Source organism: Mesorhizobium loti R88b, assembly GCF_013170845.1.
Lineage (GTDB): Bacteria > Pseudomonadota > Alphaproteobacteria > Rhizobiales > Rhizobiaceae > Mesorhizobium > Mesorhizobium loti_B.
In genome coordinates, this window is record NZ_CP033367.1 from 2,191,531 (window position 1) to 2,213,911 (window position 22,381).

Annotated in this window: 19 protein-coding genes and 1 pseudogene; 13 read left to right on the forward strand and 7 right to left on the reverse strand. The window is 61.4% G+C overall.

The annotated features are described in order from the left end of the window. The first annotated feature begins 256 nt into the window (after window positions 1–256). Both EB235_RS34720 and EB235_RS35175 read left to right on the forward strand, forming a co-directional pair. Window positions 257–832 (forward strand): ABC transporter ATP-binding protein, encoded by a 576-nt coding sequence (locus EB235_RS34720; protein ID WP_280945053.1) that lies wholly within the window; start codon window positions 257–259, stop codon window positions 830–832. Between the two features lie 50 nt (window positions 833–882). Continuing rightward, window positions 883–975, forward strand: a pseudogene (locus tag EB235_RS35175) (TOBE domain-containing protein); the annotation flags it as partial. Between the two features lie 154 nt (window positions 976–1,129). Here EB235_RS35175 and EB235_RS10685 read toward each other — a convergent pair. Beyond that, complete coding sequence (locus EB235_RS10685) at window positions 1,130–2,026, reverse strand: GntR family transcriptional regulator (RefSeq protein ID WP_027031010.1); 897 nt, start codon at window positions 2,024–2,026, stop codon at window positions 1,130–1,132. Window positions 2,027–2,295: 269 nt separating this feature from the next. Between EB235_RS10685 and EB235_RS10690 the strand changes: the two genes are divergently transcribed. The 6 genes from EB235_RS10690 to EB235_RS10715 all read left to right on the forward strand — a co-directional run bounded on the left by EB235_RS10690 (window position 2,296) and on the right by EB235_RS10715 (window position 8,230). Beyond that, the gene (locus EB235_RS10690; RefSeq protein ID WP_027031009.1) at window positions 2,296–3,246 is read left to right on the forward strand and encodes an ABC transporter permease; all 951 of its coding nucleotides are present in this window, start codon (window positions 2,296–2,298) and stop codon (window positions 3,244–3,246) included. Next, on the forward strand, window positions 3,243–4,028 hold the full coding sequence (locus EB235_RS10695) for an ATP-binding cassette domain-containing protein (RefSeq protein WP_051429681.1): 786 nt from the start codon (window positions 3,243–3,245) through the stop codon (window positions 4,026–4,028). The genes EB235_RS10690 and EB235_RS10695 overlap by 4 nt, the downstream gene beginning before the upstream one ends. 136 nt (window positions 4,029–4,164) lie before the next feature. Beyond that, window positions 4,165–5,031, forward strand: coding sequence for a sugar ABC transporter substrate-binding protein (locus tag EB235_RS10700; protein WP_432431176.1), 867 nt, complete (start codon window positions 4,165–4,167; stop codon window positions 5,029–5,031). Between the two features lie 73 nt (window positions 5,032–5,104). Next, window positions 5,105–6,127, forward strand: coding sequence for a zinc-binding alcohol dehydrogenase family protein (locus tag EB235_RS10705; RefSeq protein ID WP_027031006.1), 1,023 nt, complete (start codon window positions 5,105–5,107; stop codon window positions 6,125–6,127). Further along, entirely contained in the window at window positions 6,108–7,397 is a 1,290-nt protein-coding gene (locus tag EB235_RS10710; RefSeq protein WP_245268827.1) for a mannitol dehydrogenase family protein, read from the forward strand. Before EB235_RS10705 ends, EB235_RS10710 begins: the two co-directional genes overlap by 20 nt. Window positions 7,398–7,465: 68 nt before the next feature. After that, window positions 7,466–8,230 (forward strand): SDR family oxidoreductase, encoded by a 765-nt coding sequence (locus tag EB235_RS10715; RefSeq protein ID WP_027031005.1) that lies wholly within the window; start codon window positions 7,466–7,468, stop codon window positions 8,228–8,230. Window positions 8,231–8,354: 124 nt separating this feature from the next. Here EB235_RS10715 and EB235_RS10720 read toward each other — a convergent pair whose 3' ends face one another. The 6 genes from EB235_RS10720 to EB235_RS10745 form a co-directional block, all read right to left on the reverse strand. Next, on the reverse strand, window positions 8,355–10,496 hold the full coding sequence (locus tag EB235_RS10720) for a beta-galactosidase (RefSeq protein WP_027031004.1): 2,142 nt from the start codon (window positions 10,494–10,496) through the stop codon (window positions 8,355–8,357). Window positions 10,497–10,519: 23 nt separating this feature from the next. Continuing rightward, window positions 10,520–11,422 (reverse strand): carbohydrate ABC transporter permease, encoded by a 903-nt coding sequence (locus EB235_RS10725; protein WP_027031003.1) that lies wholly within the window; start codon window positions 11,420–11,422, stop codon window positions 10,520–10,522. Continuing rightward, window positions 11,422–12,342 carry a carbohydrate ABC transporter permease gene (locus EB235_RS10730; RefSeq protein WP_032925555.1) on the reverse strand — a complete coding sequence of 307 codons (921 nt, stop codon included), beginning with the start codon at window positions 12,340–12,342 and terminating at the stop codon, window positions 11,422–11,424. Before EB235_RS10730 ends, EB235_RS10725 begins: the two co-directional genes overlap by 1 nt. A 77-nt stretch (window positions 12,343–12,419) precedes the next feature. Next, complete coding sequence (locus tag EB235_RS10735) at window positions 12,420–13,730, reverse strand: ABC transporter substrate-binding protein (protein ID WP_027031001.1); 1,311 nt, start codon at window positions 13,728–13,730, stop codon at window positions 12,420–12,422. A gap of 110 nt (window positions 13,731–13,840) precedes the next feature. Continuing rightward, on the reverse strand, window positions 13,841–15,025 hold the full coding sequence (locus EB235_RS10740; protein ID WP_027031000.1) for an ROK family transcriptional regulator: 1,185 nt from the start codon (window positions 15,023–15,025) through the stop codon (window positions 13,841–13,843). Between the two features lie 422 nt (window positions 15,026–15,447). After that, complete coding sequence (locus EB235_RS10745) at window positions 15,448–16,644, reverse strand: ROK family transcriptional regulator (protein WP_080680827.1); 1,197 nt, start codon at window positions 16,642–16,644, stop codon at window positions 15,448–15,450. A gap of 357 nt (window positions 16,645–17,001) precedes the next feature. On the opposite strand from EB235_RS10745, the gene EB235_RS10750 reads away from it, so the two are divergent. The 5 genes from EB235_RS10750 to EB235_RS10770 are packed head-to-tail and all read left to right on the forward strand — an operon-like array spanning window position 17,002 to window position 22,357. Continuing rightward, on the forward strand, window positions 17,002–18,192 hold the full coding sequence (locus EB235_RS10750; RefSeq protein ID WP_245268826.1) for a glycoside hydrolase family 30 protein: 1,191 nt from the start codon (window positions 17,002–17,004) through the stop codon (window positions 18,190–18,192). A 46-nt stretch (window positions 18,193–18,238) separates the two neighbouring features. Continuing rightward, complete coding sequence (locus EB235_RS10755; RefSeq protein ID WP_027030999.1) at window positions 18,239–19,504, forward strand: ABC transporter substrate-binding protein; 1,266 nt, start codon at window positions 18,239–18,241, stop codon at window positions 19,502–19,504. A gap of 54 nt (window positions 19,505–19,558) precedes the next feature. Next, window positions 19,559–20,485 carry a carbohydrate ABC transporter permease gene (locus EB235_RS10760; protein WP_208603632.1) on the forward strand — a complete coding sequence of 309 codons (927 nt, stop codon included), beginning with the start codon at window positions 19,559–19,561 and terminating at the stop codon, window positions 20,483–20,485. Beyond that, window positions 20,482–21,312, forward strand: a complete 831-nt coding sequence (locus EB235_RS10765; protein WP_027030997.1) for a carbohydrate ABC transporter permease — start codon at window positions 20,482–20,484, stop codon at window positions 21,310–21,312. The genes EB235_RS10760 and EB235_RS10765 overlap by 4 nt, the downstream gene beginning before the upstream one ends. 40 nt (window positions 21,313–21,352) lie before the next feature. Next, on the forward strand, window positions 21,353–22,357 hold the full coding sequence (locus EB235_RS10770; protein ID WP_027030996.1) for an ABC transporter ATP-binding protein: 1,005 nt from the start codon (window positions 21,353–21,355) through the stop codon (window positions 22,355–22,357). Window positions 22,358–22,381 lie beyond the last annotated feature (24 nt).

Here is a 22,381-nt window from a genome sequence, read left to right on the forward strand (position 1 = left end):
GGAGCCTCATCGGCCTAATTTTAGCACGCCCTGAAACAAGGCCCGCGCCTTGAGTTCCTTACGGATTCGTAAGTGGCTGTTTCTGGCAGCGCGAGCTAACCATCCATCGGCAGCGAACGGCACATTTGCAGCCCGGTGGGCCTCCACCCGCCGAAACAAAAGGCCCGCTGCCCGCTCACCAGTAGGCAGCGGGCTTTACTAGCCGCCACCGTAAGCCGGCAAGCGAAAACGCAGCTATTCGGCTGATCCATTGTCGGTGAAGGGCGAGGCGCTCGGCACGCACTGTACCGACCAGCCAGTGGGTGTCGACTGCCAGCGCAAGCGCGCCTTCGATGATGCCGCGCGGCTGCTGCAGATTTCGCATCTGCTCGACCGACGCCCCGCCAATCTCTCGGGAGGAAAGCGCCAGCGCGTTGCGATGGGGCGCGCGATCGTGCGCGACCTGGAGCTGTTCCTTTTTGACGAGCCGCTTTCCAATCTCAATGCCAAGCTTCGTGTGGAAATGCGCACGGAGATCAAGCGCCTGCACGAGCGTCTCGGCACGAGCATCGTCTATGTGACGCACGATCAGATCGAGGCGATGACGCTCGCCACCAAGGTGGCGGTGATGAAGGGCGGCCACATCCAACAGTTTGCCGATCCTCGCACCATCTACGAGCGGCCAGCCAACGTCTTCGTGGCAAGTTTCATCGGCTCGCCAGCGATGAACTTCCTGCCCGGCGTCTGGTCTCGGACGCGAACGGCGCGCATTTCGCAGCGAGCGGTGTGTCGGTCACATTGCGAGCCGGCAAGCGGCCGGCCGATTTCCAGCGCCCGGTCATCCTGGGTATAAGGCCTGAAGAACTAAAGACCGTTGCGCCCGATGAGGCTTCGGTCACGGGGGTGATCGACGTCGTGGAGCCCACGGCCCCCGAAACCATGGTGACGGTGCAGGTTGGTGAACAGTCGATCATAGCCCGCCTGCCACCGAGGTTTGCAGACCGGCGAAACGAGCCGATATTTCTTGCCGTCGATCCGGCCAGCGTCAACCTGTTCGATCCGCCAGCGAGCAGCGCATCGATCTTTAGGGCATGGGCGCCAGGGCGCTTCCATCCTCGACGCCTCCCCAAGGGGAGCGCAGGGCGATCGATCATTCATCGAACCCAATCAGTGACCGCATCAGCGTCGCTCTTGCCGAAGCCAGATGCGCTCGGCAGGCCCGCTCAATTCGGTCGGGATCGCGACTTTCGAGCGCATCGATGTAAGCGAGATGCTCGAGGATCGCCGCCTGGTTTCGCTGCTGTTCGTCCTGCTTGTTCCACTGATAGTGGTAGTGAAAAATGAAGCTGATGATGTCGTAGAAATCGTCGATAAAGCGGTTCGGCGACGCCTCGTTTATGAGCCGATGAAACCGGTTGTCGAGACCGGAGAAGTCGTGATAGCGGCCTTCAATCCGCTTCAGCAATTCGCTGTGCGCAACCTTGAGCGCGGCGAGCTTGTCCCACAGGGGAGACGTGTCGGGTTGGCGTGAAAACAGATGCGCCGAGCGCAGCTCGAACATCACCCGGATCTCGAACAGCTCAAGAGCGAAATCCTCCGTGAAGCCCTTGAAAAGCCAGCCAGTATTTGGCCTTTTCTCCAGCAGGCCAAATCGGCTGAAGCGGATCAGGAACTCACGAATTCCGTTGGTCGCGACACCGAACTGCCGGGCAAGTTCGAGTTCGTTGATGCTGGTGCCAGGCCTGGTGTCACCCCGCAGCATCCACTCCATGAATTGCTGTTCGACGTGGTTGGCCCGCGACGTGGTCTCGGCGTCGGGATAGTAGTCGCTATCCTCGACCGCGCGGCCCGCCGTCCGGACGCCGCCGCGCTCGGCGACGAGTTCGCGGTGGGCAAGTTCTCCCAGAACCTTTCGAACGGTCGTACGGCTCACGCCTATCCGCCGTCTCAGCTCATTTTCAGAAGGGAGCTCACCGGTCAATTGTCCATCCCGCAGCATGGTGGCGGCGCGGTTGAAGGCCTTTTTGTACACAGTGTCGGTTCGCATCGGTTCTTCCTCTGGGCAACACCTTGTCCTTTCTAGCATGAACTTTATCCATAAAAAACAACTTGACCAAGTGATGATGGTTGTTTTTTATCGATAAGAGGAAGCTGAAATACAGCAAAAGTTTTGACGACGAGAGCTCGCATGAGCTTTCGGCGGGGAGGGGAACTTTGCCTGAAACGGGGAACACCGGCACCACTGCCGGCGAGGCCGCATTGCCAGAGCCCAGGAAGCAGGAAGCCGTTCCCGGCCTTGCGCTTGGTCTGGCTCTATTGAGCGCCGGCCCGGTCGTTATCCTGGTGCTGCTGATCGTCGTACTCAGCTTTCTGTCGCCCTATTTTCTGACAGGGCGCAATCTCAGCAACATCCTCGCCCAGACCGCCGTCATCTCGGTTGTGGCGATGGGCCAACATCTGGTCATCCTGACACGCGGGATCGATCTCTCTGTTGGCTCGAATGTCGCACTGGCCTCCGTCGTCGGCGCGCTCAGCTTTCATGCCGGCGCTCCCGCCTTCGTCGTGATCGCGGTGATGGTTGGCTGCGGTGCGGCGGTCGGCGCCATCAACGGCCTGTTCTATGTGTTCGGCCGGCTGCCGCACCCTTTCATCATCACGCTGGCGACATTGAGCATCGCCAAGGGATTGGCGCTGCAACTGGCCGACGGCCGTGCCATCCCTGGCATGCCGGATTCGATCGACGCGCTTGGCCGCGAGGCGGTCTGGGGTCTGCCTGGATCGGTCTTCGTCGTTGCCGGCGTCGCCGCGGTTTTTTTCGTCATGGCCAAGACGATGGTCTGGGGGCGCTGGATCTATGCCGTCGGCGGCCGACCTGACGCCGCGGTGCGGATGGGCATTCCCGTGTCCTGGGTCCTGGTTTCGGTCTATGTGATCTCAGGGCTGTGCGCAGGCGTCGGCGCGGTCATCCTTGCCGGCCGCACCGACGCCGGTTCGCCGTTGTTCGGCAATCTGCTGGAACTGGATACGATCGCGGCGGTGATCATCGGTGGCGCCAGTTTCCTCGGCGGCCGCGGCCATCTCGGCCATGCCCTGATCGGCGCCATCATGATCGGCGTCATCCGCAACGCGCTCAACCTGCTCAACGTCAATATCTTTTTCCAGCTCATCGTCATCGGAGTGGTCATCGTCATCGCGGTCGAGTCCGACGTGCTTCGCAACTACCTCGAAGGGCGTGTGCGTGTCATGCATGCTGGGAGGCCGTCGTGAGCGCGGTCGCGGCTAGCGCCGATCACACTGTCACCGCCGACCCTCCCGTGCTGGCGGTACGCGGTGCCAGCAAACGCTTCGGCTCGGTTCTGGCACTCGACGATGTCAGCATCGAGGTCCGGCGCGGCGAGATTCTCGGGCTTCTTGGCGACAATGGCGCTGGCAAGTCGACGTTGACCAAATGCATCAGCGGGGTGCACCAACTCGATGCCGGCGCGATCCTTCTGGACGGTGCGCCAACGCAAGTACGCTCCCCTGCGGATGCGCGCTTCGCCGGCATCGAGACCGTCTATCAAGACCTGGCGCTCTTCGACAATCTGACACCGGGACAGAACTTCTTTGCCGGTCGCGAGTTGGCCTGGCCGCAATGGCTTCCGCGCGGCCTGCGCTTTCTGCAGCAGCGCAAGATGGACGCCGAGACCCGCGTCCTGCTGGCAAACCTCAAGGTGACGCTGCCGCGGCTGGATGCCGTCGTCGCCATGATGTCGGGCGGACAGAGGCAGGCGATCGCCGTGGCACGCTCTACCGTGTTTGCCCGCAAGGTTGTCATGCTCGATGAGCCAACCGCTGCACTTGGCCTGCGTGAATCGCGCCAGGTGCTCAATCTGGTTGCCACGCTCCGCGACCAGGGCAACGCCGTCATCCTGATTACCCACAACATGGAACATGTCATCGAGCTTGCCGATCGCGCCGTGGTGCTTCGCCAGGGCCGCAAGGTTGGTGAACTCGTGCCGACCAAGGACAACAAGCAGGAGCTGGTTTCCATGATCGTTGGAGCCTGATCCGTTCGAAATTTGGGGATCGTTCCGGTCCGCAAATGCCTGAAGCGTCTTCCATCGGAAGGCGTCTCAATCCAAGGGAGGACTGCAAATGAACCGAAAACTGTTCGCAGGGCTGGCGATCGCTGTTGCGTTCGCGATGCCTGCTTCCGCCGCCGACAAGATCAAGGTCGGTCTGATCACCAAATTCCCGGTGCCGTTCTATTCGACCATGGAGGCCGCCGCCAAGAAATACGCGGCCGCTCATCCCGAAATCGAGCTTGTCACCGGCCAGGGCCAGGCGGCCACTGACATCGAGGGCCAGATCGCGTTGATCGAGTCGATGATCACGCAAGGCGTCAAGGGCCTGGCAATTACTCCGGTCGATCCGACCGTGGCACCGGCGCTCGACAAGGCCGTCGCCGCCGGCATCAAGGTGGTGCTGGTCGACAACAGCATCCCGAACTGGAAGGGTCAGACCGCACTGGTCTCGACCAACAATCTCAACGGCGGCAAGATCGCCGGCGAATATCTGAAAACCGTTCTCAAGAGCGGCGACAAGATTGGCATCCTGCAAGGGGTACCAGGCGTTCCGGCGCTGGATGACCGCGTCACCGGCATGATGCAGGGGCTGGGCGACGTCAAGGTCGACGTCGTCGGCAAGGGCGCCACCAACTGCACGCTTGAGCTTGGCACCTCGGTCACCGAAGATATTCTGACCGCCAATCCCGATCTCAAGGCGATCTACTCGGCCTGCGGCCCGCCAATTCCTGGAGCGGTCAAGTCGATCAGCAATGCGGGCATCGCCAACGACAAGATCATCCTTGTCGGCTTCGACGCCTGCTGCGGTGAGATCGAAGCGATCAAGTCGGGTGCGGAAGATGCCAGCGTCGCACAATTTCCGGCAAAAATGGGGGAGCTTGGCATCGACACTGTCGTCAAGGCGATCCGCGGGGAGAAGGTCGAGGCCAATGTCGATACTGGCGCCGGCCTCGTGACGCTGAAGAACGTCAAGGACTTCGAATAGGCTCCCACACCTCGGCCCGGCGGGCATCCCAGCCGCCGGGTTCTTTTTGGAACATTTCAGGAAGATGGTCCGCATGAAAGCGCTCGTGTGCCGAAAGCCCAGCGAATTGAGCTTCGAAGATCGCCCGGCACCCGGCTCGCCAGGCCCTGGATGGGCGCTGGTCAGCATCAGCCATGTCGGCATTTGTGGAACCGACTACCACATCTTCGAGGGCAAGCATCCGTACCTCGCTTATCCACGCGTCATGGGCCACGAAATTTCGGGAACAATCGCGGCAATCAACGCGCCAGGGGACATCGCGGTCGGAGAGCAAGTGCTCGTCAACCCCTACCTTGCCTGCGCCAAGTGTGTGGCCTGCCGCCAGGGCAAGCCGAACTGCTGCGTCGCGATCGAGGTGCTGGGCGTGCACCGTGACGGTGCCATGACGGAGCAGATTCTGGTGCCGGCACAGAACTTGATTCCAGCAACCGGCCTGTCACTGATCGAGGCGGCCACTGTCGAATTTCTGGCTATCGGTGCTCACGCGGTCCGCAGATCCATGGCCGGGCCGGGCAATCGAACCTTGGTCATCGGCGCCGGCCCGATCGGCCTTGGCGTCGCGCTTTTTGCGCGCATAGCGCGACAGAGCGTGACCGTCATGGACGTCGATGCCGAGCGGCTGGCTTTTGCAGCAAAGCAGGGCTTCCTGGTGATCGACGGTTCGAAGGGATCGGTCGTTGAGACGATAGCGGAGCGAACCGCCAAGTCAGGTTTCGATGTCGTCTTCGATGCGACCGGAAACAGCCGATCGATGCAGTCTGCCTTTGCCTATGTTGCCCACGGCGGCGTCATGGTGATGGTCAGCGTCGTGCAGGACGACATAACCTTCTCCGATCCGGAGTTTCACAAGCGCGAAATGATGCTGATCGGCAGTCGTAATGCGACGCAGGCCGACTTTCAGCACGTCATTACCTCGATCCGCGATGGAAAAATACCGGTAGACCAGCTCGTCACTCACCGCACGACCCTGCGCAACAGCCCCCGCGACATCGCGATCTGGGCGCAGCAGAAGTCTGGTCTGATCAAGGCCGTTATCGATGTGGCAGGATCTGCGTGACTTCAAAAAACACGATGGTCACACTGCGCCGCAGGCGGATCACCCTTGGGCTGGCGGCTGCATGCGCAGCGGCTCACCTTTACGAAGTGAATTGAGAGCGAAAACGATGGTGAAGGAAGTCGTCACGCCCATTTTCCAGTTCGGAACCAGCCGCTTTCTGCAGGCGCACGCAGCGCTCTTCGTGCACGAGGCGCTACAGGCAGGCGACGCGGCCGGCCCGATCACGGTGGCAGCCATAAGCGGATCGGTCGTCGGCCGAGCCCGGCTGCAGGCGCTTGCCCGTGATGAGGGCTACCCGGTTGTCATCCGCGGGCTGGAGAAGGGCCAGCGCGTCGAGCATGAAATTGGCGTGAAGAGCATACGGCGTGCGCTTGATGCCGAACTTGACTGGTCGCGGTTGACCACGCTGTTTGCGGTACAAGCGGAATTCGTTGTTTCGAACACGACGGAGGCGGGCCTCACCATTCCATCCGATCTGGTCGTCGACCTCACCAGTGGTGCCGGACCTGCTCCAGCCGGATATCCAGCAAAATTGCTCGTTTTGCTTGCGCACCGATTTGCGGTTTCGGCAAGGCCTGTCGTGTTGCTTCCAACCGAACTGGTTCAACGCAACGGCGACACACTGAAGGAAGTGTTGATCGTATTGGCCAAGCGCAGCGGCGCGTCCGACGCGCTTTTGTCCTTCATTGCCGACGATTGCGTATTTGCCAATTCGCTTGTCGACCGCATTGTCTCGTCGGCCATCGAGCCCGTCGGTGCAATCGCAGAACCGTACGCTTTGTGGGCCATTGAATGGCAAGCTGGGCTGAGATTGCCCTGCCGTCATCCCGCTATCGCGCTTGTCGGGGACCTTGAGCGCATCGAGAGGCTGAAGCTTCATATCCTGAACCTTGGCCACACAGTGCTTGCACAATGCTGGATGGACGATGGGCTGAGATCCGGCCTGACGGTGCGCGAAATTCTGGAACTAGGCAGGTATCGAAACTTGCTGACTGAGATTTATGGTTCCGAGGTCATTCCTGGCTTCAAGGCTCGGGGAATGGAGCAGGAAGCGACAGCCTATGTGGTGACCACGCTTGAACGGTTCGACAACCCCTTTCTCGACCATCGGCTGAGCGATATCGCTGCCGGTCATCTGATCAAGGTCCAACGGCGTATCGGCGGCTTTCTTCGGTGGGTGCCGGAGGAGCGTCGTCGACACTCGCCATCTCTCGCAAACATTCTCTCGGCTGCTGATGAGAACGCGGACCGCCAAGACGTCGTTCAGTAGAGGCGCGACGAAAAGCGGCTGAGACAAGACTAGCCGGCGGGATCATCGAATTCGCAAGGAAGAACGCTATGGACCTGTTCAGACTGGATGGCGACGTCGCATTGGTCACCGGCGCCGGCAGCGGCATCGGCCAGGCCATAGCGGTCGGGCTTGCAGAGGCTGGCGCCAACGTCGCCTGCTTCGGTCACTCCTCCAATGGCGGGCTTGAGGAGACGGCGGGAAGGATCACTGCGCTCGGCCGCAAGGCGCTGGCGATAACCGGCTCGGTGACGTCGGAAGCCGATCTCGCCGCCGCTGTCGAACGCATCGAAAAGGAACTTGGCGCGCTTACGGTTGCAGTCAACAATGCTGGTATTGGCGGCGCGCATGCGGCCGAGACCTTGCCGCTGGCAACTTGGGAAGAGCTCTACAGCATCAACGTTGGCGGTGTGTTCCTGTCCTGCCATGCCGAGGCTCGCGTGATGCTGCCGCGCCGCAAGGGATCGATCATCAACGTGGCTTCCATGTCAGGCTCGATCGTCAATCGCGGCCTCCTCCAGACGCACTACAACTCGTCGAAGGCAGCGGTCATTCACATGACCAAGAGCCTGGCCATGGAATGGTCGGACCGCGGACTGCGGCTTAACGCACTCAGTCCCGGCTACACGCTGACCCCGATGAACCGCAGGCCCGAAGTGGCCGACCAAGTGAAGAACTTCGAGCGCGATACGCCGCTGGGTCGCCTCGCGATGCCTGAGGAGATGGTAGGCCCGGCAGTGTTCTTGGCCAGCCGCGCTGCGTCGTTCGTTACCGGCATCGATCTCATCGTCGATGGCGGTTTCATCTGCTGGTAGCAGAAACGAAGCAGGATCAAGGACCAAGGAAATCGTCAGCCGCCGACGCCATGGCAGCGCATCACACAACCCTTCAGGCAGCCAGCACGATTGAGCGTTTCCCAAAAGCCTCGCGACAACATCCCTAGTCGAGTTCGATGATGCTGCAGCCATAGGCCGGGAGCGACAGCTTACCGCCGCGTATTTTGCCATCGCCGAGCAAATCCTTGCCCGCAGGGACATTGCCGATGCTTGCCAACTCGCCCATCGTATTGAGGATGAACAGCAGGCGGCGGTCCTTGCTTTCGCGGATCGTCGCCTCGACGCCGGCCGGAATGTCGGCGATGAGCGGCACGATACCGGCGGGCGCCAGCACTTGATCGGCCAGCACCTCGACCAGAGCATCGCTGAGGTACGTGCCGAGGTAGATGACATTGCCGTTGCCGACTTTGCGCGAAGTCATCGCGGCTTGGCCCTCGGCGAAGCGGCTGGCCCAACTGCCGATTACGTCCGTGCCGGGCGCGACGCTAAGCAGCTCATAAAGATGCGCCGCCGTCACCTGCGCGTTCCCGATGTTGACCTCGTATCGGCGGCTCGCCGACGTCGCCGGCAGCTTCTTGCGCACCGTGTTGGCGCCGAAGCGGCCGCCATGCTCGAACATTCCGTCGCCGCCGATCGGCGTCAGCAACCCGAACTCCTCGACCGTGATCCCGGCCAGGGCCGAGAGCCTCTTGCCCGGCGAGGTGTCGCGGATGACGTGGTTGTTAACGTCGCGTGATCCGGTGCGGCCTCCCAGGATTACCGTTCCACCCGCCTTGGCGAAGGCCTCGATCCGCGCCGTCCACGCATCGGTCCATTTCAGCCAATGCGGCACGTAGAGCGCCTTGAGCTTGCTAAGATCATCCTCGGGATGGATGAAGCCGCAGGCGATGTTGTGGCGGTAGCAATAGCGGTGCAGCAGCGTGGCATCGTCATGCGGGCTCGGCATGCCGATGGGGCAGGAGCGGTGCATCTCCTGATTGTCGAAATCTGATCCGGCGATGCCCAAATCCATGCGCACATGCGTGCCGAGGATCTTGTCCTTGAGCGCCGTGACCTCACCCGCAAACTGCCTGGCCTCGTCATAGCGTCGCCGCGGGATGTCGTCGTGGTCGATGATGCCCATCCAATAGATCTCGGCGCCGAAATGCGCCGGCCGCCAGCGGAAGAACAACACGCCATCGGCGCCACGCGCCACTGACGTATAGGCCATGCGACGCATCTCGCCGGGTTCGGGCGTCAACGTCGAGAAGTTCGGCTGCGCACCGAACCCCGATTGCTGTTCCGGCACGATGAAGTTGCCGGTGAAGCCGCGGCAGATGTCGAGACGCAGTGCCTGCGCCTCGCCGACGCCGCCGACCCGCTGCATCTCGTCATCGAGATGCGGGTAGATATCGAAGCCGAGGAAATCGAGATCGGTCGAGAACTCGCCGCGGAAGTCGATGTCGTCGATCCGCCCCAGATTGTGGAAGACGAACCAGTCTGGATTGGTGGCGCGCAGGATCAACACCTGATCGTGCTGGAATCGCGCCGTGACGAAGGCGAGGAAGCGGTGATAGTCGACCACATGGCTCGGCCCGACGGGGGCTGGGGCGTAGTCGAGCGGCAGCACCACTTGATCGAAATCGTCGTAGGCGGTGGCCCAGAAATTCCCGCCCCACGCATCGTTGAGCGCGGCGATGGTCTTGTACTTGTCCTTGAGGAAGGCCTGGAACTCGGCCAGGGTTACCGGACCGTAAGACAGCGATCCAGAGGTATTGAACTCATTGTCCGTCTGCCAGCCGATGATGTGCGAATTGCCGCGATAATGCTCGGCCATCGCTTTGGTGATGCGCTTCGAATGCTGGCGGAACACTCCGCTCGCAAGATTGGCGTGCTGGCGCGAGCCATGGCTCATGGCGCGGCCATTGGCATCGACGCGCAACACTTCGGGATAACGCGCCGTCAGCCAGCGCGGCGGCGTCGCCGTCGGCGTGCACATGATGGTCTTGATGCCAGCCTTGCCCAGCACATCGATGGCGCGGTCGAACAAATCGAAATCGAACGTCCCCTCATGCGGCTCGACAATATGCCAGGCGAATTCCGCAAGTCGCACCGCGTTGAAGCCCGCGGCCGCCATGCGGTCGGCGTCGCGCTGCCAATAGCTCTCATCGACATGCTCCGGGTAATGCGGGGTACCGACGAGGAAAGTGTCGGTTGCGATCGGCCGCCAGACAGAGAGCGGCGCGGATTTCGAGGCAGTCGTCATAGTTGGAAAACTCCAGCGATAGTCTATTTGATGGCGCCGGCGGTGAGGCCGCCCTGCCAGAACCGCTGCAGCAGCAGGAACACCACGATGACCGGGATGATGCTGACCAGCGCGCCGGTGATGATGATCGAGAACAGCACCTGTCCGCCGCCACCGCCCTGCTGCGCGAGCTGATACCAGGTCGCAAGGCCCACCGTGATCGGCTGATACTCCGGCGAGCGCAGCACGATCAGCGGCAGGAAGTAATTGTTCCAGGTCCCGACGAACGAGAGCAGCGCCACGGTCACCATGCCCGGCGCCACCAGCCGCAGCACGATGACACGGAAGATCACGAACTCGCCGGCGCCATCGAGACGCGCTGCGTCGAGCAGTTCGTCGTCGACGCCCTGCTCGATATAGACGCGCATCAGATAGACGCCGATCGGCGAGATCATCGAGGGCAGGATCACGCCCAGCGGATTGTCGCTGAGACCCGACAGCGCCAGCAGCAGGAAGATCGGCACGACGAGGGCCGTCTGCGGGACAAACACCGCGCCCAGCACGAGCCCAAAGGTCAGATTTCGCCCGTGGAACTTGAACTTGGCGAACGCATAGCCTGCTGCGGTGGAAAAGATCGCGGCACCAAGCCCGGCGACGGTCGAATAGAGCACGCTGTTGAACATCCAGCGCGAGAAGATGCCATTGTCGCGGCTGAACAGATCGCTCAGATTCTGCCAGAGGTTGAACTCGGTGCCGAAGCCGAAGCCGAACGTGGCGAACAGGTCGCCATTCGTCTTCGTTGCCGATAGGACCAGATAGACCAGCGGCACGAAGCTGTAGACCAGGAACAGTGACAGCAGCAGCGTGAGGATGATCCGCGAACGCCGCCGTTCGCCGGGCCGGCGCCTGGCAGCGTCGAAAGTGGCGATGTCAGTGGTCGCAGTCATCATTGCTCCGGCCGACGGCGGCTGGTGACCAAGGTGAAGATATAGGAGGCACCGGCGATCACGATGCCAAGCACGAACGAGACGGCGGCCGCATAGCCATACTGCTGGTTCTGAGTCGCCAGCGAATAGGCATAGAGGTTCGGCGTGTAGCTCGAATTGATGGTGTTACTGGCGAGCGAGCGCATCAAATACGGCTCATTGAACAGCTGCAGTGTGCCGTTGATCGAAAAGATGATGGTGAGCAGGATCGCCGGCCACAGCAGCGGCAGCTGGATCATCCGCGCAAATTGCCAGGCCGAGGCGCCATCCATCCGCGCGGCCTCGGCGAGGTCCGACGGGATCGCCTTCAGCGCGGCGTAGTAGATCACCATATTGTAGCCGACATATTCCCACGTCACCATATTGGCCAATGAGAAGATCATCACGCCCGGCGACAGGAAGTCCGGCGGCGGCAGGTTGAACGCCTTGGCCATCTGCGTGAACGGGCCGAAGTTGGGGCCGTAGAGATAACCCCAGATGATCGTCGCGATCACGCTCGGCACGGCGTAGGGGAGGAAGAAGCCGAGCCGGAAGACGCCCTTGCCATAGACCTGGCCACGATCGAGCACGATGGCGAACAACAGCGCCAGGCCCAGCATGATCGGCACCTGCACGATGCCGAACAGAACGAGGTTCCACACGCCGCCCCAGAATTTGGCGTCGCCCGCGACCTTGATATAGCTGGCTGCACCCGCGAATTGCCGTCCGCCCACCAGCGTATCGCGGTAGAGGCTCATATAGAACGCATAGACCAGCGGCGCGACGATGAAGGCGATAAACAGCAGCACGAAGGGCGCCAGGAACAGATAGGGCGTGAGCTTTCGTAACGTAAAACCGCCCGATCGCGCTGGGCGCGTCGCCGCGGCTGGCGAATTCGACATTGCCATGGTCCCCCGTCCGGCAGGATGAAGAGATCGGGCGCGCCGGTCAAGCGCGCCCGGCCGTTGCCCGGGAGGAGTTAGCCGACGGTGAAGCCTTGTTCCTTCGCGTAGGTGACCACGGCGTCCTGGATGCGGTCGAACGCATCCGACAGCGTGCCCTTGCCGCCGATCGAGGCGCCGAATTCATCGGACATCGACTGGTAGAGGAAGTCCTGGAACGGGCTCCACTCAAACGGCGCCACGGCATTCGCCGATTTGGCGAACACTTTGTTCACCGCCTGGCCGCCGAAGAAATCCGGCTTGGCGTTCGCCCATTCCGGGTCAGACAGCAGCGCGCGGGTACAGGGGAAGAAGTTTTGCTTGGTGGTGTAGAGCTTTGTGGCTTCGGGATTAATGTTCAGCCAGATCGCGACTTCGGCGGCCTCGGGCAGATGCTGGGTCGTTTTCATCACGGCCAGCGCTGAGCCACCCCAAGCGCCAGTCGCGAACTTGCTCGCGTTCCACTGCGGCAGATCGGCGGCACGCCACTTGCCCACGCTGGTCTTGGCGACCGAGGTCAGGAACAGCGGACCCCAGCCGGCAGCGAGCCAGGTGGCATAGCGGCCCGAGTCGAGGCCGGTGTACCACTCATTGTTGAAGCCCGGCTTGGTCTCGATGACACCCGCGGTAATAAGGTCCTGCCAATAGGCGGCGAAGTCCTTGGCAATCTTGTCGTTGATGTTGATCGCGAGCTTGTCGCCATCGCGGCTGACCGGCTTCCAGCCCATCGGCCACAACAGACCCAAGACCCAGTCGGCATTGGCTCCGAACGGCGCGTCGGTGATGAACACATTCGGATCGGCCGCATGGATCTTCTTGCCGGCATCGGCAAACTCGGCCCAGGTGGTGGGCGGCGTGATCCCATGCTTGTCGAAGATGTCCTTGTGATAGAGCATCGCCATCGGACCGTAATCCTGCGGCATGCCGTTGACGACATCGCCCTTGGCGACCTGCGTCCACAAGCCTTCGGGGAACTCGCCCTTATGGGCATTGGCGTACGGGCCGATGTCGGCGAAGGCGTCGACCTGGCGGAAGGTCTCGAGGAGCTGGTATTCGATCTGGACGACGTCGGGCAGGCCGCTGCCCGCCTTCAGGCCCGCACGGACCGCCTGATATTCGGGGTTCCCCTGGCCGGCATTCACGAGTTCGACCTGGATGCCTGGATGCGCGGTGTTGAACATGTCAACCTGAAGCTGGAGATCCGGCACCCACGACCACAGCACCACCTTGACGGGATCGGCAGCGCGAACTGTCGCCGGCAGGGCTGCTACCGCAACGCTCGCACCCGCAACTTTCAAGAAGTCACGACGCTGCATCGTCCGCCCAAGCGGATTGAAAATCTTCGTCATTGAAGTCCTCCCACGAAAGATACGCTCCCACACGATGCAGGGCACGTTTTTCTTTCAGTTAGAAACTTAATGCCGACATACAGTCGCTGTCAATTGCGATCGATTGATCTTCAGTCGGCCATCACGACGCTGTCGGCAGGGTTGAGGGTCGTCGCATCGAGCACCAGACGCACTGCGCCCAGGACGATATCGCGGTGGCCCAGCGCACCCATCACGAGGCGCGGCGGGTCATACACATTGCCCTTGAGGCGGTGCCGCAGCACATCGAGCACCAGATCACCACCCCCGACGATCCGGCCGGCCAGTACGATGATTTCCGGGTTCATGAAGGCAGCAACACTGCCCACCGCCATCGTCGCATAGTCGAGCAACTCGGTGACAACCGGCGCAATCTTGTCTGCCTGCCGGTCGGTGACGGCGGCCAGGGTGAGCTTTCCCGCCGCATACTGGGTGTTGGCCTCTTCGAGCATCTTGGTCGCCTGTTCGGGGATGCCGAAAAAGCGCAGCGATTGCTTGTCGCCCAGATGTTCGAACGGCCGCCCGGTGAGGAGGGGGTCATCGAGATACCAGCCGAGCTCGCCCGCCGCATGCGAGTGCCCGCCATAGAGCTTGCCGTCGATGACGACGCCCGCGCCGGCGCCGGGCCCGATCGAGAGGCTCACGACGCTGTCGGCGCCACGCCCGGCCCCGAATCCCCATTCGCCCACGGCGGCGAGGTTGCGCCCGTTTTCGACGACGATGGGAATCTGAAAATGCTGGCTGAGCCGCGCTCGCAACGGCATGTCGCGCCAGCCCAGACCGAGCGTCAGCACCACTTCGCCCTCCGGCTGCCTGACGATCGAGGGCAGGCCAATGCCGATGCCGCGAATGGTCTGGCCGCGCGGGCGCGGGGCCGCCATCAGCCGGCGGATCAGGCCGACCAGCTTCTGGAAATTGCGCTCGCCATCATCGTCGGCCGTCTCGTGCATTTCGGTCTGCACGGCGCCCTCGAGATTGGCCACGGCGCCATAGAACTCGCCCTTGCCGGCCTCGATGCCGATGATCGCATGCGCCGCGCCGCGGAATTTGATGCGTGCTCGGGGACGGCCCCGGACATTGGCCTCGTCAAACCCGTCATACGCCACCAAATCCTCGGCAATCAGATCCTCGATCACCCGCATCACCGTCGGGATGCTGATGTTCAGTCGCTCGGCGAGGCTCGAAGGTGATGCCACTCCTTCGGTGCGGATCAAATCCACCACGGCCGAACGATTGAGTCGGCGTAACAGGCTCGACGTCGTGGGCTGGCGCTTCATTCATGGACCAAATGCAAAAGGCCGGCGGACCGGCAACGAGCGTCGGCATAGACCAGAACCGTGCCAGAGTCCGCCTTTTTCTGATGACGCCGAACGTCAGCTATCGCTCTGCAGTGAAAGCTACCGCGGTAGCCCGTTCGATGATTACGGCGATCCGTGGCGGGCGCCCAAGCCCTTGGAGTCACTGCGCTTACTTGAGCAACGAGCTGACTCCGGTTGCGTCAATCGGTCACGAGCTCGTCCCCTTTGGCGCGGATGACGGCTTTGGCGCTGTCCCACCATTATCATTACGTATCAACCGCTTAGCAAACGTGGACTCGAACCCCTTGATAGGCAAGCGCTCTACGACGCTTTCAGTCGCTTTGGGCAGAAGTCCGCCCAAGGTGACGCGCGCCGCCGCCAAATCGACATGGACCTTGAGGTCAGGTGTGTCCGGATGAGCGGGTTCCGCTCTCGCGCTCAAACCCCGCAGTGCTTTCGAAGTCGAAGAACTGCTGAATCGCGAGTGCCGACGCGCCGCGGGACCAAACGTTGTTGTCCCAGTCAATTTCGATCGGCGGCGGGGTCGCGAACGAGGATTCGCGGACAGCGGCAATGAGGGGCTCGATAAGCGCCGGACCAAAACGGACCGCTTCGCCGCCGACGATGACGACTTCCGGGTCGATGAGATCGATCAAGCCGGTGAGGCGTTGACCAATCTCGTGGCCGACTTCGCTGAGGTAGTCCAGAGCAAGCCGCTCGCCTGCGTCGATGGCCTGCTGCAGGTCGGCGGGGGCCTTGCGGGAGCGCTTGCGGATCTCATTCCAGGCGCTGACCATGGCCGGTTCGGAGAGACGCCGATCCCAACTCAACCGCTCCTGCGTCGCAATCGAGCCATCGCCGTCCTCGGCGGGGAACCCGATCTCGCCGGCCGCGGATCGCGCCCCACGATGGATCTGGCCGTTAAAGATCAGCGCCGCCCCGACGCCCGTGCCTATGATCAACACCAGCACCGAACTGCGTCGCCGCCCGTGTCCGAAGAGCTGCTGGGCGATGGCAAACGCATTGACGTCGTTGTCGACCCATACCGGTACGCTGATCTGTGACGCGATCATCTCCGCGATAGGCACGTCCTTCCAGCCCAGGCGCTGAGAGACGAGACAGACGCCACGGTTGACGTCGACCAATCCTGGCATAGCCATGCCGATGCCGACAAGTTTCTGTCTACCTTCGCGCCGATCACCCATAAGCATGGCCACGCCCTCCTTGACCGCATGGGCGACGGCCACGGGGCCGTGGTCGGGAAGCGGCAGTTCGCAGGTGCCTATCGCGCGGGTGGAAAGATCCGTGAGCGTGCCCTCGAGCCGGCCCTCCGTCAGCTTGAACCCGATCGACCAATGTCTGGCATAGTCGATGCTGAGTGGTATCGGCCGGCGGCCGCCGCTGCTCTGGGTGCTCTTGCCTTCCACGACGATGCCTTCGTCGATCAGTGCAGCCGTGACGCCGGTGACCGCAGCTGGGCTCAGACCTGTCATCGCGGCTATCTCGACCCGGCTTAGATCACCTTCCCGACGCAGGCAGTTGAGGATCAGGCGCCGGTTCATCGCCCGTGTCGTATTTTGATCCGCCTTAAGATTCATGACTTACTTCATTCTGTGAATTAAGTATTGCATTGGCGCGCATGATGCCCTATGAAAGGGCACAAGATCAAGCCGCGCCGCGATCGGGCTGATCTTTCCCCGGGAGGAGTTCCGGACCGAGTTGAAGCAACTGTTGGCGCTTGTGGGCGGCAACAGCCGGCGATTTTTGCAATGCGCGTCTCTCCCTTCGAGGGCACGGAGCATCGTCTCCAGTTTGCCCGCGACGGTGGAGCCGTGCGCGGAGGACAGGCAGGTATGGCAACACAACTGAGGTCGTCTTCGCCCAGCAGCCAATGGGCTACGGGCTGCGTTGACACGCACCGAACGTCGGACAGTCCGTCCGTTTGGGCGGATGGCGTGGTTACGCCCGACTTCAAGGGTTTTGGCGGCTGCTTCAACGAGCTTGGGTGGAAGGCCCTTTCGCATCTCGATGAAAACGAGCGCGGCGAGATAGTGGGCGCGCTGTTCTCCGCGGATGGCTGCGCCTTCAATTATTGCCGGCTGCCGATTGGTGCCAACGACTATGCGGAGAGCTGGTACAGCCACAACGAGACCGAGGGGGACTTCACCATGGAGACCTTCTCGATAGCGCGCGACCGGCAATATCTGATCCCTTACATCAGAGCCGCGCGCGCGGTGCGTGGCTCTGATTTCCATCTCTTCGCCTCACCGTGGAGCCCGCCGACCTGGATGAAGTTCCCGCGGGCGCACAACCATGGAACGCTCATCTGGGAATCCCGCTATCGCCACGCCTATGCGAATTACTTCGTCCGCTTCGTCAAGGCATATGAGGACGAGGGGATCGCGATCAATGCCGTGCACGTCCAGAACGAGCCGAACTCGGATCAGAAATTTCCATCTTGCATTTGGACAGGCACGAAAATGCGGGACTTCATCCGCGACGATCTGGGACCTGCGTTCAGGTCCGCCGGCCTTGATGCCGAGATTTGGGCGGGCACGATCGAGCGCGGCGACTTCAATGACTGGGCGGGCACCATCATGTCGGATCCGGCCACGGCTGCCGTCGTCAAGGGGATGGGCTTCCAGTGGGCCGGCAAGCACGGCGTGCAGCGAACGCGCCAAGCCTTTCCAGATCTGCCGATTATCCAGACCGAGAACGAATGCGGTGACGGCACCAACAGTTGGGATCAAGCTCACTACGCCTTCGACTTGATCCAGCATTACCTGAGCAATGGAGCCGAGGCTTACCTTTACTGGAACATGGTGTTGGAGCCCGGAGGCGTCAGCACCTGGGGTTGGCGCCAGAACGCGATGGTGACGGTCGATCCCACCACGCGCAGCGCCACGTTCAATCCCGAGTTCTTCGTGATGAAGCACTTTGCCGGCTTCGTGCGGCCGGGCGCGGCGGTATTGAGGACTGCTGGCCCAATGGCCGCGAACACCCTGGCTTTCCGCAACCTCGACGGCGGCGAAGTCTTCGTCGTTCAGAACGCGCAGGATACCGAGAGGACGATCACGGTCCGGGGCAGCCGTGAATCGGCAACTTTGAACCTCGCCCCCTTTTCCATCAGTACGCTCACTCTTTGAAGCCAAGCGGCGGGCGGCAAGCCCGTTCTCTAGGGAGGAAACCAAAATGAAATTCTCAGGTTTGACCATGCTGGGGGCGGCATCGCTTTTGGCCACGCTCCTTGCATCCACGGCGTTCGCGGATGTGACCGTCCACGTTCTTCGGCCGGAGGTACCGAATACCGAAAAGGCCTATCACCAAAAAATGGTCGCGGACTTCGAGAAGTCGCATCCAGGTGTTGATATCGCTTTCGAATACATCGCAAACGAGGCCTACAAGCAGAAGCTCACGACGCTGCTGCAGTCGGACCAGAAGCCCGACCTCATCTTCAGCTGGGCGGGGGGCGTCCTTGCGCAACAGGCCAAAGCCGGCGTCCTGCAGGACATCTCCGCATCCGTCACCAGCGATTGGTCGGCGTCGATCGCGAACGCCGGATTGTCGGCGTTCACCATCGACGGAAAAGTCTATGGCATGCCGGTCAATGCGAGCGACGTGGTGTTTTGGACCAATCTCGATCTCGCAAAGAAGGCCGGCGTCGACCCCGAAAGCATCAAGACCTGGGACGATTTTCTTGCAGCGGTCAAGAAGGCAAAGGAGGCTGGTGTCACGCCGATCATGGTTGGCGGCAAGGACAAATGGCCATTGCACTTCTACTATGGCTATCTGTGGGTGCGCGAGGCCGGCAAGGACGGAATGGCCGCGGCCATGGGAGGCAAAGGCGACGGCTTCGCTGCCGCGCCCTTCGTGAAGGCTGGCGAGGACTTCAAGAACCTCGTCGATCTGCAGCCCTTCGAGCCTGGTTTCATGGATACCACGTTCGAGCAGGCAACGGGACAGTTCGGTGACGGCAAGGCCCTGTTTCATCTCATGGGGGATTGGGAGTACGGGACCGAGAAGCAGAATTCGGTCAGCGGCAAGGGCATTCCGGACGACAAGCTCGGCACGATCCGCTTCCCTGCGGTTCAAGGTGGGGCGGGCGAGGCGACCGACACGTTCGGGGGCATCAACGGCTATGCGGTCATTGCCGGAGCACCACCGGAGGCGGTCGAATTCCTGAAATACATGACCGACGCCGAAAATCAGAAGCTGGCTGGCGCACAGGGTCTGTTCATACCGATCGCCAAGGGCGTGGACGAGAGCATCGCCAATCCATTCTTCCGCAAGATGTCCGAGGCGCTCGCTGTCTCGAAATTCCATCAGATCTTTCTCGATCAGGCGCTCGGATCCGATGTCGGGGCCACGGTCACAGACGTAGCCGCGGATCTGGCCCAAGGCGTCGTCACGCCGGAGGCGGCGGCAAAGACCGTGCAGGACGCCTGGTCCATGCGCTGATGGTTACGGCCGGGCGCGAACTCCGCGCCCGGCCTTTCAATCCATCCAGGGAGGATGAAAATGACCGAGCTAGCCGCGCCCGGATTGGCTCCGAGCATACGTAGTCGAGGGCGCTTCACCAGCCAAACCAGCGCACTGCTTCTGATGTTGCCGCCCGCGCTGGTGCTTTTCACATTGTTCGTGGCGTTACCCCTGTTCGACGCCGCGTACTACAGTCTGTTCAAATGGGACGGCTACGGTACGCCGACCGATTTCATAGGCCTGGACAATTTCAAGCAGGCCCTGGGCCATGCCGTTTTCTGGCAAGCGGTACGCAACACGCTGATCGTGCTTGCGGTGTCCGTTTTCGTTCAGCTGCCCATCGCGCTGGGCCTCGCCTTGTTGATCTACGAGAAGACCCCCGCCAATACGCTGTTTCGCCTCATCTTCTTTCTGCCCTTCATCCTGGCCGAGGTGGCTTCGGGTCTGATCTGGAGTTTCGTATTCGACGGCAACACGGGGGTGGCTGCCGCTCTCTTCCATGCGCTGGGAATGGAGCCCGTTTTCATTCTCGCGGATCGCCACTGGGCATTCGCGGCCATTACGCTGGTCGTCGTGTGGAAATACTTCGGGTTTCACATGATGATCTATATTGCCGCTCTGCAGGGCGTGCCCAAGGAAATGCTTGAGGCGGCACGGCTGGAAGGTGCGGGCCGCTGGGCGATCGTGCGCCATGTTCAGGTGCCGATGATCGCCTCGGCCATTGGCGTGTCGGTGTTTTTCTCCATCGTCGGCTCCTTGCAACTCTTCGACGTTGTGATCCCGCTCACCAATGGTGGCCCGTCCAACTCCACGCATACGATTGTCACCTATCTCTATACGTTTGGTCTCACCCGAACGCGTATCGGCTTCGGAAGCGCCGTCGGCGTCATGCTGTTCGTCGCCGCTGTCGCTTTCGCCGTTCTCTACCAACGCCAGATTAGCAAGGGGAGCCGGTCATGAATGCGTTCAGATTTCTTCCAGCGCTGGGAAAAGCCGCCGTCCTGCTGGTCTTCACCGGTTTCGTGCTGGGGCCGTTAACGGTCGCCGTCTTTGGCGGCTTCAAGACCAATGGCGAACTCCGCGTCAATCCTTTCGGCATCCCGCAGCAATGGGACTTCGAGTTCTACGCGGCCATGCTGGGCGATCCGGCCTTCTGGCGCTACATGGGAAACTCGCTGATCATCTCGCTGTTGACCGTGTTTTTGACCCTGATCGTCTCAGCGGCGGCGGCTTATGTCTTCGCCCAGATCCGCTTTCTTGGGTCGAGAATGATGCAAGCCTATCTGCTGGCGGGCCTTGTCTTTCCGTTCGCCACGGCGATCCTGCCGCTGTTCATCAAGGTCCGCGACCTCGGGCTGCTCGACAGCTACTGGGCCGTTATCCTGCCCCAGACAGCCTTTGGCCTTTCGCTTTCGATCATGCTGTTCAAGACGTTCTTCGAACAGTTGCCGAAGGATCTCTTCGAGGCGGCACATGTCGAAGGCTGCGGCTATGTCCGGTTCTTCTGGCAATTCACGCTGCCGCTCTCGACGCCGATTCTGGCGACCGTAGGCGTGTTCGTCTTCGTCCAGAGCTGGAACAATTTCCTGCTGCCGCTCGTCGTCATCAACTCGCGGGAACTGTTCACCTGGCCACTCGGAATGATGCAGTTTCGAGGCGAATATCTCTCGGAGTGGAACCGCACCCTGGCTTTCATATCCCTGACCATTCTGCCTGCGGTCGCCTTCTTCATCGCGGCTCAGAAATACATCGTTGCCGGACTGACGGGAGGGGCGGTCAAAGGCTGACCGTTTCTGTCGGACACCAAAGAAACCTAGGGAGGAATTCATGGCCGCCGTCGAACTTTCGAGCATCAACAAGACCTTTGGTGCTGTCGAGACCATACCCAACCTGACGCTCTCAATTCCCCATGGCTCTTTCACCGTGCTGGTCGGTCCGTCCGGTTGTGGCAAGTCCACACTGCTCCGGATGGTCGCCGGCCTGGAACAACCGACGAAGGGATCGATCGCTATCGGCAATCGGGACGTTACCCATGAGGAACCGTCAAAGCGTGGCATCTCCATGGTCTTCCAGTCCTATGCGTTGTTTCCGCACATGACGGTGGAGCAGAACATCGACTTCGGTTTGCGGCTCGCCAAGGTTCCGCAGGCGCAACGCGAAGCGCGTGTCGCAGCCGCTGCCGAGGTGCTGCACCTCAAGCCTCTGCTGCAACGCAAGCCGGCGGCGCTCTCCGGCGGCCAGCGCCAGCGCGTCGCCATCGGCCGGTCGATCGTCCGAAACCCGGAGGTCTTCCTGTTCGATGAACCGCTTTCCAATCTCGACGCGGCCCTGCGTACCCAAATGCGCGTCGAACTCGCCGATTTGCACAAGCGGCTCAATGCGACGATGATCTATGTCACCCACGACCAGGTCGAGGCGATGACGCTGGCAGACCAGATCGTCGTGATGAATGCCGGGCGCATCGAGCAGGTCGGGTCGCCGATGGAACTCTACGACACGCCGAACACCTTGTTTGTCGCCACCTTCATCGGCTCCCCCCGCATGAATTTGATATCGGGACAGAGCGCAAAAGCGGAAGGCGCCGCCACGATCGGCATACGCCCCGAACATATTGCGATAGACGATGCCAATGGCATCTGGTCGGGCAGGTTGCGTTTCGCCGAGCATCTCGGCAACGAGACGATCGCCTATGTGGAGTCGGATGTGGGCGAAATCATCGTACGCCTCGCGGGCCACCATGGCCTCAACGAGGGGACGCTGCGCATGACACCCGACCGACTGTACCTGCATCGCTTCGATGAGAACGGTCGGCGAATTTCAGCTGTAAACTGACCCACTGCTGGGTCAGAAAACTGC